Here is a 13,175-nt window from a genome sequence, read left to right as displayed (position 1 = left end):
ACTTACAGGTGACGTTTACGGTTTATGCCTTCAATGATGGCGTGTAACCTTTATTACTTTGCACTCTTAACTCTTTCAAGCTTATGACAATGCCGAATTAGAGCAGGGCGATGTACCTTGCTATAATGACTACAAATCAGTCGGTTATCAATCAAGAGATGAGCTATGGGTTGTTGCAACGGTGATAAAAAGTGTCAAACCGAGAAAAAAGCTAAGCGAATACCGTGGTTTGGCATTGTCGTTGGGGTATTAGCGATATTGGTTATTTTGAATTGGCAATAAAAAAGGACCGTTACGGTCCTTTTCTAAATGCGTTATCGCCGTTTTTAGCGATTATTTCGCTTCTTCTGCAAGAACAGCAAAACAGCGGTCAGCAGCTTCTAGTGTGGCATCAATCTCTTTTGAACCATGAGCGAGTGAAGTAAAGCTCGCTTCAAACGCAGATGGCGCAAGGTAGACACCGTGTTTTAGCATTAAGTGGAAGAAACGCTTGAAGCGTTCTATATCGCACTTCGTTACGTCTTCGTAGCAAGTTACTTTTTCTTGGTCAGTGAAGAAGAAGCCGAACATACCGCCCACTTGGTTAACAACTAGCGGAATACCGTGTTTTTCTGCTAGAGACTTAAAACCTTCAGCAAGTTGTTTCGTTTTAGAAGCTAGGCGCTTTTCGTTGCCTTCTTCTTTTAGAAGGTTCAAACATGCGTAGCCTGCTGCCATTGCGACAGGGTTACCGGAAAGGGTACCAGCTTGGTAAACTGGGCCTGTAGGTGCAACGTATTGCATCACTTCTTTACGGCCACCGAAAGCACCTACTGGCATACCGCCACCAATCACTTTACCCAGTGTCGTTAGGTCGGGTTTGATGTTGTAGTGTGCTTGCGCGCCGCCTAGAGCAACACGGAAGCCTGTCATTACTTCATCAAAAATTAGTAGCGCGCCTTCTTGATCACAGATTTCACGTAGCCCTTCGTGGAAGCCTTCCACTGGTGGAATACAGTTCATGTTGCCTGCTACTGGCTCAACGATGATACAAGCAATTTCGCCTTTGTTAGCAGCAAATAGCTCGCGTACAGAATCTAGGTCGTTGAATGTTGCTGTTAGCGTGTGCTTAGCAAAATCTGCAGGAACGCCAGGAGAGCTTGGCTGACCTAGAGTTAGTGCACCAGAACCTGCTTTTACTAGCAAGCTGTCAGCGTGGCCGTGGTAACAACCTTCAAATTTCATGATCTTGTCGCGACCGGTGAAGCCACGTGCAAGGCGAATCGCGCTCATCGTAGCTTCAGTACCAGAACTTACCATGCGGATTTGCTCCATTGATGGAACAAGCTCAGAAACTAATTCTGCCATCGCGATTTCAAGTTCTGTTGGCGCACCGAAGCTAAGACCGCGTTGCGCTGCATCAATTACTGCTTCGCGGATAACCGCGTGGTTGTGACCAAGAATCATTGGACCCCAAGAGCCAACGTAATCAATATACGCTTTACCATCGGCATCAAAAATCAGTGGACCGTCTGCTCGTTCGATAAATAGCGGAGAGCCGCCAACGCCGTTGAATGCACGAACTGGTGAATTGACACCGCCAGGGATGGTTTGCTGAGCTTTTTGATACAGCTCTGATGATTTGGTCATGGGGTTATCCTCTTTTGATTGCTCGGACCAAGTGGAGCGCATTGTACCTAGCTATAATCAAGTTAGAAACGTTTTGCTTAATTTATGTGTTGTTTCGCAGTGTAATCTTATATATCCGCATCTGTTATAAAGAATCGGCGGCGAATACTTGAACGAGTTTGTCAGGTATTGGATAATCGTCTCAATTAGCACAAATTTGACGTCTTGCTTCAGGCTTGACGCATTACACGAGTGAGAGAGGTCTTCGTGAGCGAAGTAAACGTACCATTATCTTTTTCTGACGCAGCAGCATCTCGCGTTAAAGCATTGATTGCTGAAGAAGAAAACCCAGCATTGAAACTGCGCGTATACATTACTGGCGGCGGCTGCAGCGGCTTCCAATACGGCTTTACTTTTGATGAAAATGTAAACGAAGGCGATACGACAATCGTAAACAGTGGTGTAACACTGGTTGTAGACCCTATGAGTCTGCAATATCTCGTTGGCGGTATTGTTGACTACACAGAAGGGTTGGAAGGAGCGCGCTTCTTCGTAAATAATCCAAATGCAACGACAACATGTGGTTGTGGTGCATCGTTCAGTGTGTAATTAACACCTAACAGGCAGCTAATGGCTGCCTGTGCTTTATGTAGAAGGATGTCACGTAAAGCGCACGCTCGCAGATATGCAGAGAAATAATAAAAAGGACTTTATATGTCTGGACTTTCTTTTGGGCGCCGAATTGTCGAGCGCCCTTGGCTAGTATCTCTTATCCTCGTCTTACTTCTTGTTGCATGGCTAACCATCGGCCAACTCAAAGCACAAGATGATCATCCTAACTCTTCAACATCCACGAACACGACACCACTTGCAAAGGTGATGTTTGATACTTTTCTTGCCGAACCTACTAGTAAAACCATTGAATTGTATGGACGAACAGCGCCCAATCGTCAAGCGCGTCTTGGCGCTGAAGTTGCCGGTAAAATAGTCAGTCTTAACATAAAGAAAGGCCAAGCGGTCAAACAGGGACAAGTGATCGCAAACATCGATAAGCGCGACCTTGGCATTCAACTTAAACGAGCCCAGGCGATGCTGTTGGTTAAAGAAAAAGAGTTTAATGCAGCTAAATCGCTAAAAAGTCGAGGACTGCAAGGTGAGGTTGCATTTGCGACAGCGCAAGCAGCGTTGGTAGATGCACGTGCGAATTTGAGTAACGTGCAAACGGCTTTAAGAAATACTGAAGTTAAAGCGCCATTTGATGGCATCGTAGAGCACCACTTTGTTGAGTTAGGTGATTTTGTCGGGATTGGCGACCCTATTGCGACGGTCATTGATTTGGATACTTTAGTGATTGAAGCCGATGTCAGTGAACGGCATATACAATACCTTAAGGAAGGCCTAGAAGCCGACGTAAGAACCATTAACCAACAGCATCATCAAGGTCGTGTGCGCTACATTGGACGTGTTTCTTCTGCTTCTACTAATACATTTCCAATTGAAATCGAAATTGATAATCAAGACGCAAGAATTCCTGCCGGTATGAGCGCAGAAGTACAGCTGCCGTTGAGTGAAGTGTTGGCAGTAAAGATTACGGCTGCCATGTTAGCACTAGATGAAGAAGGTAACTTAGGTGTCAAGACACTGCGTAATGAGCATGTTGAGTTTGTTCCAATTCAACTCGTTAAGGCCGAGGATGATGGTGTGTGGCTCTCTGGGTTAGGAGAGCGTGTAGACATTATCGTGCTGGGACAAGGTTTTGTGCGAGATGGTGATCAAGTACTGGCCAATAAAGTTGATGACGTAGTTATTGAAGCGGCTAATGAGCAGTAAGGAGCACCTATGTACACTCTGATTGATGCTGCGTTATCTCGTGCTCGCACTATGCTGACATTGTTGGTGATGATATTAATTGCAGGTGTCATTACTTACGTCACAATCCCCAAGGAATCGAGCCCTGATATTACCATTCCTATTATCTACGTTTCTGTTGGGCATCAAGGCATTTCTCCTGTCGATGCCGAGCGTTTATTGGTTCGTCCAATAGAGCAAGAGCTGCGTTCAATTGAAGGCGTAAAAGAGATGACCTCTGTGGCATCAGAAGGTCATGCTTCGGTGACGCTGGAATTTAGTGTCGGAGTGGATCTTGATAAAGCGATGGCAGATGTGCGTGATGCGGTTGATCTTGCGAAGCCAAAGTTACCAGAGGACAGTGATGAGCCGACGGTAAACGAAGTCACGTTTGCATCTGAAGAGCCTGTTTTGACCGTTGTGCTCTATGGCACCGTACCAGAGCGAACCATTGTTCAGATTGCCAGAACGTTACGTGATCGTTTGGAAAGTTTCCGTCAGGTTCTTGAGGTTGAAATCGCAGGAGATCGCGAAGACATCGTGGAGATAGTTGTCGATCCGCTATTGATGGAAAGCTACGGTCTCGATCAAGCGGACATCTATAATTTAATTGCCTTGAATAACCGAGTTGTGGCTGCGGGGTTTGTCGATACTGGGTATGGACGCTTTTCGGTAAAAGTCCCATCGGTTTTTGATTCACTGAAAGATGTGCTTGAACTACCGATCAAGGTGAATGGCAAAGAGGTGATCACTTTTGGCGATGTGGCGACAGTACGACGTGCATTTCGCGATCCTGAAAGTTTTGCTCGTTTAGATGGCGAATCTGCCATCGTTTTGGACGTAAAAAAACGGGCAGGGGAAAACATCATTGAAACGGTTGAGCTGGTAAAAGAAGTACTGGCTCTGGGACAGAAGCGCGCCGAGTGGCCCGACAATTTGCAAGTTAAATATACTTGGGATCAATCCGACGATGTCAAATTGATGCTCAGTGATCTACAAAACAATATCTTATCCGCAATTATCCTCGTAGTTATCGTCATTATTGCCATATTGGGGGTTAGGACCGCGCTTCTCGTGGGGATTTCTATTCCAGGATCGTTCTTGACTGGGTTGTTGGTGTTATCGGTATTTGGGCTGACGGTCAATATCGTCGTACTGTTTGCTTTAATTATGGCGGTAGGCATGTTGGTGGATGGTGCCATTGTGGTGACAGAGTTTGCAGATCGGCGCATGCAAGAAGGAACGCCACGTAAAGAAGCCTATCGAGATGCAGCAAAGCGAATGGCCTGGCCTATTACCGCATCCACAGCAACCACATTGGCTGCGTTTGCTCCGTTACTTTTCTGGCCAGACATCACTGGTGAGTTCATGAAGTACTTACCACTTACTTTAATTGCTACCTTGGCCGCTTCGCTGATGATGGCTTTATTGTTCGTTCCTGTCATCGGTGGGATCATTGGCAAGCCTCAAGTAGTCAATCAGAAAGCTCAGCGAGAAATGGTGGAGCTGCATAACGGCAACTTTGAAAAAGCGACAGGCATTACCAAGCTTTATTACCAGACTCTGTCGGTAGCGATTCGTCATCCATGGAAAGTCTTACTCAGCGCGATACTGCTAGCGGCAGGTGTCGGCTTCACTTACAACAAAGCTGGCTTGGGTGCAGAGTTTTTCCCTGAGGTGGACCCTGCCTTTTTTACCGTTAAAGTTCGTTCTTATGGTGACCTGTCTATTCACGAAAAAGATGTTGTTATGCGCGAAATCGAGAAGGTGATGCTCGGTCATGACGAGTTTGAAAGTGTCTACACGCGCACAGGATCGAGCGATAATGGGGACGAGATTGGCCAGATTCAAATAACGCCTGTGGATTGGCAGTATCGACGCAAAGTGAAAACCATTATTGAGGAACTAAAAGAGACGACAGACCGCTTTTATGGTGTTGAACTTGAGTATAAATTCCCGGACGCAGGACCGCCTGTCGAGCATGATCTCGTGATTGAAGTGTCATCACGAAATTTGAGTGTTAGTGCGTTAGATGAAGCAGCCAAAAAAGTACGACATTGGGCTGATGGTAATCCTGCACTGACCAACTTGAGTGATACCACTAATAAGGAAGGGATTGATTGGCAAATTGATATCCAGCGAGATGACGCCTCTCGCTTTGCAGCGGATGCTACTTTAGTCGGGAATACCGTCCAGTTTGTTACGAACGGCTTGAAAATAGGCGATTATTTGCCCGATGATGCGGATGAAGAAGTCGATATTTTGGTGCGCTATCCGCAAGATAAGCGCGACATAGGTCGATTTGATCAACTGAGAGTGAAAACGGCAGCTGGTCTGGTTCCGATTACGAATTTTGCTCAAATCAAACCAGATCATAAGCAAGACACTATTCGTCGGGTCGACGGTCATCGAGTTATCAATATTAAAGCGGATATGGTGGAAGGTTACAATTTGGCGCTTGAGTTACCTAAGATTGCCGCTGGAATGGAACAGCTCGACTTACCAGAAGGCATTGAATATAAGATTCGGGGTCAAAATGAAGAGCAGGAAAACTCATCAGCATTCTTGCAAAATGCTTTTATTGTCGCGCTTGGTGTGATGGCTTTGATTTTAATTACGCAGTTTAATAGCTTTTATCAAGCTTTCTTAATCCTTAGTGCAGTGCTGTTTTCTACCGTTGGTGTCTTCGCTGGGTTACTTATTTTCCAAAAGCCATTTGGCATCATTATGTCGGGAATTGGAGTGATTGCGTTGGCTGGTATCGTGGTAAACAACAATATTGTTTTAATCGATACTTATAATCAGATGCGTAAACGTGGCTTAGAAAAATCTGAGGCTATTTTGCGTACGGGTGTGCAGCGTTTAAGACCCGTTTTACTCACGACGGTGACCACCATATTAGGCTTATTGCCAATGGTGTTAGAAATGAACATCGACTTAGTTAATCAGAAAGTGGAGTTTGGCGCACCAAGCACTCAATGGTGGTCTCAGCTTGCGACCGCTGTCGCGGGTGGTTTGGCATTTGCGACTTTGCTAACGTTAGTTCTGACACCGTGTTTGCTTATGCTCGGGAGAGAGCATCACTCTGAACAGTAAGCTTTATCGTGATGATATCGACAAAACAAAAAGGGCAGCTTCGCTGCCCTTTTCAATACCTGGCTTACTTCATTGCTAGCAGTTTGCTGTAGCGTTCAAGCTTGTCCATGCTAATTTTCGCGTTTGCCATGAAAGTTTGTCTCGCTTTGCCTGTCAGGGATTTAGATTGTGGCAAATTCACCGTGCGCGGGTTTTTATGGACACCATTCACAAGGAACTCATAGTGCAGGTGAGGGCCAGTTACACGGCCAGTTCCGCCAAGCGTACCAATGGTTTGGCCTTGCTTAACGCGTTGACCAGCTCGTACAGTACGTTTGGTTAAGTGCAGGTACTTGGTAATGTAAGTATTGCTATGTTTAATGAAAACGTAGTTACCATTAAATTTGTTGTAAGACGATTTTTGAACAACGCCATCACCAGCCGCCCAAATCGGGGTGCCCACTGGTGCCGCATAGTCCGTGCCTCTATGAGGACGAACGCGTCCCGTCACTGGATGTAAGCGGCGTGGGTTGAAATTAGACGAAACTCGACGGAAGTCCAACGGCGCGCGTAAGAATGCTTTTTTCATTGCACGCCCATTTTCGTCGTAATACTTGCCACTTTTCTGATCCAATATTGCGGTAAAGGTATCGCCTTGGTTTTTAAAGATCGCAGCAATGATTTTTCCACGGCCGATTACTTCACCTTCTACCACTTCCTCTTGGTAAAGTACTCGGAAGCTGTCGTTTTTACGAATATCTAAAGCAAAGTCGATGTCCCAACCAAATATGCCAGCCAGTTCCATGATTTGGTTACCATTTAATCCAGAAGATATTCCTGCATTCCAAAAGTTTGATTTGATGGTGGCTTCTGCGTAGTTGTACTGGAAGTCGACTTCTTTCTTATCAACTTCAGAAACGTACTTGCCGTCTTTTAATGTGATACGAAAAGTCTCGAACGCGCTTAGTGTCCTTCTTAGCTGCACCAAGTCGTTATTTTCGTCAAAACCAAATTGCAATCGGTCACCAGGTCGAAGCCGAGTTAACTGTTTTTCCACTTCTTTGTCTGATGACACCAGTTCATGTAATAGACGAGCAGAAAGCCCTACGCGACTAAATAAGATGGCAGCACTCTCGCCATTTTTTACTTTGTATGTTTCCCAGCGCAGCACGGCAGGAACCGCAGGCGATGAACTATTTAGTGCACTGAGTTCGAGGGAAACTGGCACAGGATAATGTTGACCAACTTTTAATCGGCTCTGCTGCGGGTCTAGGTCTTGCGGATCAGGTAAAAAGAAGAGCGCGAAGATAATCAGCGCACTAAAAAAACCGATCAATACTTTGTGCAAGAGTGGAAGTCGGACAAAAATCGAATGCATGAGGTACTTGATTGCTAAATTAAACGGAAAAAGTGACAACTACCTAGTCTAACGTGTTTCAAAATGCATCGCTATTCAAGTAATATGTTCAGCTATTATATTTTTGCCAAATCTGTGGGAGTGAACAAGAATGGCGAGCATTGAAGCTGCACTAGCCGAGATTAAGCGCGGTGTTGAAGAGCTGATTCCAGAAGAAGAGCTAATCGCAAAACTAAAAGAAGACCGTCCTCTACGTATTAAATTGGGCGCTGATCCAACAGCACCTGACATTCACCTAGGCCATACGGTTATTTTCAATAAGCTTCGCTTGTTCCAAGAACTAGGTCATGAAGTGACGTTCCTAATCGGTGACTTCACTGCAATGGTTGGTGACCCAACAGGTAAAAACACAACTCGTCCACCGCTAAGTCGCGAAGACGTATTGCGTAACGCTGAAACGTACAAAGAGCAAGTGTTCAAAATTCTCGATCCTGCAAAGACTAAAATTCAGTTTAACTCTGAGTGGCTGTCTGAACTGGGCGCAGAAGGTATGATTCGCCTTGCGGCAAACCAAACCGTTGCTCGTATGCTAGAGCGTGACGACTTTAAAAAGCGTTACGCGGGTGGTCAGCCAATTGCTATTCATGAGTTCATGTACCCACTTCTACAAGGCTGGGACTCAGTAGCAATGGAAACGGATGTTGAATTAGGTGGTACAGACCAGAAGTTCAACCTTCTAATGGGTCGTGAACTGCAAAAGTCTCACGGTCAAAAACCTCAGGTTGTACTGATGATGCCGCTTCTAGTGGGCCTTGATGGCGAGAAGAAGATGTCTAAGTCAGCAAACAACTACATCGGTATCAGCGAAGCGCCAAGCGAAATGTTTGGTAAAATCATGTCTATTTCTGATGACCTAATGTGGAGCTACTACGAGCTGCTCTCTTTCCGTCCTCTGGAAGAGATTGCTCAATTCAAAGCTGATGTAGAAGCGGGCAAAAACCCTCGTGACATCAAAGTATTGCTAGCAAAAGAAATTATTGCTCGTTTCCACAGTGAAGCCGATGCCGATGCAGCAGAGCAAGAATTCGTAAACCGTTTTGCGAAGAACCAAATTCCTGATGAAATGCCAGAGTTTGACTTTGACGCAGGTCGCCCAGTGAGTAATCTGTTGAAAGAAGCAGGCTTATGTCCATCATCGTCAGATGCGATGCGCATGGTTAAGCAGGGCGCTGTGAAGATTGATGGTGAAAAAATTGCGGACAGCAAATTTGCTCCAGAAGCGGGTACTTACGTGTTCCAAGTAGGTAAACGTAAATTTGCTCGTATTACTATTCAGTAATCCATAATGACTGCAAATGAAAGCGTCCGAAGGGCGCTTTTTTTGTATGAAAATTTAGCAAAAACGGCAAAGTAAAACTTCCATACCTGATGAACTTTGCTACTATACTTGCGCTGCCAATAATGGCAGCGCTATCGGAGATTTACATGAACAATACCGACCATCCTCCCAGTCGTTGGGTGAGTAAGATTAAGGGAGCGAAATAACCCGCTTCGGTATTGGCGATCTCCGCCTTACCTAAGTGGTGAGGCATCTTTTCTAATTTTTTTCTCGTTATTTCCTTCATACATTCTGAATAGACAGTGCATTCGCATTGGTTTTCTCTGTGCATCTTATTTGTTGTCTGACTTTTAGCGTGCAAGAGTGGCTTTTCATGCTTTGTCGATGGTCGTTACCAATGCCAATCGGGAGATTCGCCATGACGGTAATGAACAACACTTTTATTGAAACAACACCAAACTTTTCTGAAGTAGAAATTGGTGCAGCTCGCAATGCATTCTTGCAGTACGAGCAAGAGCAACAAGTCCATTTGCTTACGGTTATGCCGATTGATGAGGCTGTAGGTATTTTACAGCATTGCTCTGTCGGCTATGTGAATAGTCTTATTGCTCAACTTGAGCAAGCAGGCCATGACAAACGCGCACGTCATTATGCTCACCAATTAGGTCTGCATATGTCTGAAGTTGATACACCTGATGGTTATTTATCGACTAGTGTTTTGGGGCACGTGAAGCAGCGTATTGGGTGGATCATTGCACTGGCTCTTTTAGGGATAGTGTCAGGCTTGATCATTGCTCAGTATGAGGACACCCTTAGTCAGCTTGTTTTACTTGCAGTGTACATGCCAGTGATTGCAGCTGCTGGTGGTAACACAGGAACACAAGCAGCAACTTTAGTGATTCGTGCTCTTGCTACTGGAGAGTTAAAAAAACGCCAATGGTTAGAAGTTTTGTGGAAAGAGAGCCGAGTCGCTCTATTTATTGCGCTAGCGATCGCTATCGTGATGATTGGACGCATTATGTTATTTAGTGCAGGACAATCAACAGGAGGCTTTGAACTGACCGATATCGCACTGGCAATAGCAGTTGCGCTGTTCATTCAAGTCACCATTTCTACAACATTGGGCGGGCTGTTGCCAATTATTGCACGAGCTTGCAAGTTGGACCCAGCCGTATTGGTGAGTCCAGTTCTTGCGTCTATCGTCGATATTTCAGGAATGTGGATTTACTTTAACGTGGTGAACTATTTCTTAGGTATTGCCTGACTAAAGTTCACAATGTCATTGTAAAAAAGCTGCTCAAAATGTGTAATCGGGGCGATGACAGGTGTGTTGTCGTCCCGTTTTTCTGGGAAGTAGTCTGAAACAAACTGAACAAAAATGGTGTTAGGTTGACCATTTTTATCCAAGCCATATCCAGCCATATTGTAAGTCCCGTAGATAGAGCCACTTTTCGCTATCAGCTGTCCTTTAATTGGAAGTTTTCGCATACTTTGTCGGTACTTTAATGTGCCGGATTCACCTGATTTCGGCATGATGGCAATCAATTTGAGTTCGTTTTCATGCTTCCAAATATAGCGCAGCATTTCAGCCATCTTGGTCGCGGAGATCCGGTTATTTCGCGAAAGTCCTGAGCCGTCTTCTAGGCGCGCATTACGAATATCAATACCAGTGTTGGCGAAAATGATCTGCTTGATCGCTTCTGTACCGTTAGTAAAACTGCCTGGCTGAACGAAAAATTTAGCACCAAGTGTTTTGGTTAATGTGTCGGCAATCAAGTTGTCAGAGTTTTTGAGCATATCTTCAAGAATGTCTGGTAAGGCCTTTGATTGATGCATTGCGATGAGCTTTCGCTGCTTTTCTGGCGCCGTACCGACCCTAATCTTTCCTGATACCCCAATGTTGAGCTCCTTGAGCAAAGTCGCCAACCTTTGACTGGTGTAACGCTCAGGGTCTTGAACCGCAAATTTCAGTGGCAATGGTTTGTCTCTTTCAACCAAGCACCCTGTTAGCTTGAAGTTGTTATCGGGATTTGCAACTAAACCTAAGTCACAATGACGACTTTTCTTAATGGTTTTAGAAACTGTTTCTACGGTACTTGTGACACGAATAGGTTGATGCTCTGGTACGTAGACCCGCGTTCCACCATCTTTTTGTGTATAGATAGAGGCTTGTACACAGTTGTTATTGAGTGTGATGGTCGATGCCGGAGCGCTGTAGCAAACTCCCAAGATATCCCACGGCCAGCCCACCGCACGGTTATAACCAGTGAATGCGCTGTTATCGAGCCATAGGTCACCGTTAATCCGTTTTAAGCCATTTTTCTTAGCTAGAGTGAGAAGTGATTTTAAGTCGTTGGTTTGGAGTGTTGGGTCGCCGACAAAGTAAATCACTGCATCTGAGTTCGACGTTTCCAGCTTGGTTCGAAACCGGAAGTTATCACCCAGTTCTAGCTTTGCGGCTAATGCGGTGACGATTTTTAATGTACTCGCTGGTGGGAACAGTTGTTCGGTAGGATGAACACCGTCAAGCTCAGCATTTTCACTGAGTTTTTCCGCAACTAAACTGATGCGGGCGCCTTCAGGCAACACCTCTTGATGAGGGTACGCTTGTGAAGAAGCAGAAAGTAATGAAAAGAATATGAGCAAGGGCCAACGTAAACGCATAATGATACTTTCTAAGGTGAGTTATGTGATTGAGTATACGCAAGTCCTTTCAATATGCTAGGTAACTAAAGAAATGCTTCAAATGTCTTCATGAATGAGACACGAGAGAAAGGCGCGCTGCTTAAAATGAAGTATAAAAAATGCCCGCTTAAAGCGGGCATTCGATATTCTAGTCAAAGACCGGAATTAGAAGTCGTAACGTAGACCTAGAGCTAGCTCGTCTTCAGCATCGATCTTAGTTGCAACTGTTTTGCTCGTGTCAGTTGAACCAAACTTGTCACCTGCATCAATCAGGTTGAAGTTGTAAGAAATGTAACCACGGAAGTTAGGCTTGAAGTAGTAAGATGCATCAACAGCGAAGTTGTTTGCAGAAGTTTCGTTGTTAGTTTCTGCATTGTTGTATGATGTTGTAAATACTGTTTGGCCTAGAGTGTAAGCACCCGCTAGCTCGTAACCAGTGTAATCAACTGTGTTACTGTTGTTTGAATCTTCCATTTTCTCGCCGTCAGTGAATACACCAGCGAAGTAAAGATCAGACATTGTGTAAGATGCAGCTAGCATGTACTCGTTAGCTTTGTCTTGATCTGCGTAACCAGCACCTAGCTCAAGACCAGTGTCAGCTAGAGCGTAGATTGCAGATAGAGAGTAACCGTCTTGTTTGTTGTCGTAGTACTCACCAGTGTTTTTGTTTTCCATACGATCAGCGAAGCGGTAGCTTGCTTTTACGCTTAGGTTTTCAAACTGGCCTTTGTAAGCCATCATGTTGTCTGTACGGTCTGATACAGCTAGTTTGTCTGCTGCAGAGTTACCGTGGTAAGCCATGATATCTGTGAAGTCAGTGATAACGCCTAGTGCACCTTCAGTTTTACCGTATGCGAACTCACCGTAAGCACCGCCAAGACCAGCGTAAGCAAGACGAGTTTCTAGATCGCTCTTGTCGTCGCCGTCTACAGTACCGTTTTGAGCAGTCTCAAATTCACCTTCCCAGAAACCAACACCGTATAGGTTGTCATTGATTTCTTGTTTACCAAGGAAGTTTAGACGGATGCGAGATTTGTCTTGAGCGTCGCCATCTTTCATAGATAGACGTGCTTCAGCACGGCCGCCCATTTCTAGAGAAGTACCGTCTTGGTTGTAAAGTTCAGCTGCGTTTACGCCAGTTGCCATAGCTGCTGCAGATACAGAAAGAGCAATTAGAGTCTTTTTCATCTTATTTGTCCTAGTTAGCTGTCCATAATCATTGTTGTATGGGGGAGAGGTGATCTCTCACAAGTTGTTGGTCCA

At 45.1% G+C, this 13,175-nt stretch carries 9 protein-coding genes; 5 read left to right on the top strand and 4 right to left on the bottom strand.

Annotation, left to right across the window (positions count from 1 at the left end; translation table 11 throughout):
* Positions 1–333: 333 nt before the first annotated feature.
* Positions 334–1,629: a glutamate-1-semialdehyde 2,1-aminomutase gene (gene hemL / locus R7040_RS13760; protein WP_054576317.1), complete on the bottom strand. Its 1,296-nt coding sequence runs from the start codon at positions 1,627–1,629 to the stop codon at positions 334–336.
* A 246-nt stretch (positions 1,630–1,875) separates the two neighbouring features.
* On the opposite strand from hemL, the gene erpA reads away from it, so the two are divergent.
* The 3 genes from erpA (at position 1,876) to vmeK (ending at position 6,552) form a co-directional block, all read left to right on the top strand.
* Positions 1,876–2,217, top strand: a complete 342-nt coding sequence (gene erpA / locus R7040_RS13755; RefSeq protein WP_005380031.1) for an iron-sulfur cluster insertion protein ErpA — start codon at positions 1,876–1,878, stop codon at positions 2,215–2,217.
* 105 nt (positions 2,218–2,322) lie between these two features.
* Entirely contained in the window at positions 2,323–3,438 is a 1,116-nt protein-coding gene (locus tag R7040_RS13750; RefSeq protein ID WP_318081470.1) for an efflux RND transporter periplasmic adaptor subunit, read from the top strand.
* A gap of 9 nt (positions 3,439–3,447) precedes the next feature.
* Complete coding sequence (vmeK, locus tag R7040_RS13745) at positions 3,448–6,552, top strand: multidrug efflux RND transporter permease subunit VmeK (RefSeq protein WP_017820415.1); 3,105 nt, start codon at positions 3,448–3,450, stop codon at positions 6,550–6,552.
* A gap of 64 nt (positions 6,553–6,616) precedes the next feature.
* Here vmeK and R7040_RS13740 read toward each other — a convergent pair whose 3' ends face one another.
* The gene (locus tag R7040_RS13740; RefSeq protein WP_005386530.1) at positions 6,617–7,909 is read right to left on the bottom strand and encodes a peptidoglycan DD-metalloendopeptidase family protein; all 1,293 of its coding nucleotides are present in this window, start codon (positions 7,907–7,909) and stop codon (positions 6,617–6,619) included.
* 130 nt (positions 7,910–8,039) lie between these two features.
* Here R7040_RS13740 and tyrS point away from each other — a divergent pair, with 130 nt between their 5' ends.
* Both tyrS and R7040_RS13730 read left to right on the top strand, forming a co-directional pair.
* Positions 8,040–9,227, top strand: coding sequence for a tyrosine--tRNA ligase (gene tyrS / locus R7040_RS13735; RefSeq protein WP_017820416.1), 1,188 nt, complete (start codon positions 8,040–8,042; stop codon positions 9,225–9,227).
* A gap of 418 nt (positions 9,228–9,645) precedes the next feature.
* Positions 9,646–10,491 carry a magnesium transporter gene (locus R7040_RS13730; RefSeq protein ID WP_005380062.1) on the top strand — a complete coding sequence of 282 codons (846 nt, stop codon included), beginning with the start codon at positions 9,646–9,648 and terminating at the stop codon, positions 10,489–10,491.
* Here the strand turns inward: R7040_RS13730 and dacB are convergent.
* Positions 10,470–11,891, bottom strand: a complete 1,422-nt coding sequence (dacB, locus tag R7040_RS13725; RefSeq protein WP_213896076.1) for a serine-type D-Ala-D-Ala carboxypeptidase — start codon at positions 11,889–11,891, stop codon at positions 10,470–10,472. The two genes, R7040_RS13730 and dacB, sit on opposite strands and share 22 nt — an antisense overlap.
* Before the next feature lie 186 nt (positions 11,892–12,077).
* A complete protein-coding gene (locus R7040_RS13720) occupies positions 12,078–13,100 on the bottom strand; it encodes a porin (RefSeq protein WP_005380064.1) in 1,023 nt (340 codons plus the stop codon).
* Between the last annotated feature and the right edge of the window lie 75 nt (positions 13,101–13,175).

This window comes from Vibrio sp. 1069, assembly GCF_033340555.1.
Note: the sequence above shows the minus strand (reverse complement) of the source record. Positions and strands in the feature narration are given on the sequence as shown.

Coding starts and splice junctions, on each gene's coding strand:
- hemL (WP_054576317.1), bottom strand. CDS start 1,629: ATGACCAAATCATCAGAGCTGTATCAAAAAGCTCAGCAAACCATCCCT.
- R7040_RS13750 (WP_318081470.1), top strand. CDS start 2,323: ATGTCTGGACTTTCTTTTGGGCGCCGAATTGTCGAGCGCCCTTGGCTA.
- vmeK (WP_017820415.1), top strand. CDS start 3,448: ATGTACACTCTGATTGATGCTGCGTTATCTCGTGCTCGCACTATGCTG.
- R7040_RS13740 (WP_005386530.1), bottom strand. CDS start 7,909: ATGCATTCGATTTTTGTCCGACTTCCACTCTTGCACAAAGTATTGATC.
- tyrS (WP_017820416.1), top strand. CDS start 8,040: ATGGCGAGCATTGAAGCTGCACTAGCCGAGATTAAGCGCGGTGTTGAA.
- R7040_RS13730 (WP_005380062.1), top strand. CDS start 9,646: ATGACGGTAATGAACAACACTTTTATTGAAACAACACCAAACTTTTCT.
- dacB (WP_213896076.1), bottom strand. CDS start 11,891: ATGCGTTTACGTTGGCCCTTGCTCATATTCTTTTCATTACTTTCTGCT.
- R7040_RS13720 (WP_005380064.1), bottom strand. CDS start 13,100: ATGAAAAAGACTCTAATTGCTCTTTCTGTATCTGCAGCAGCTATGGCA.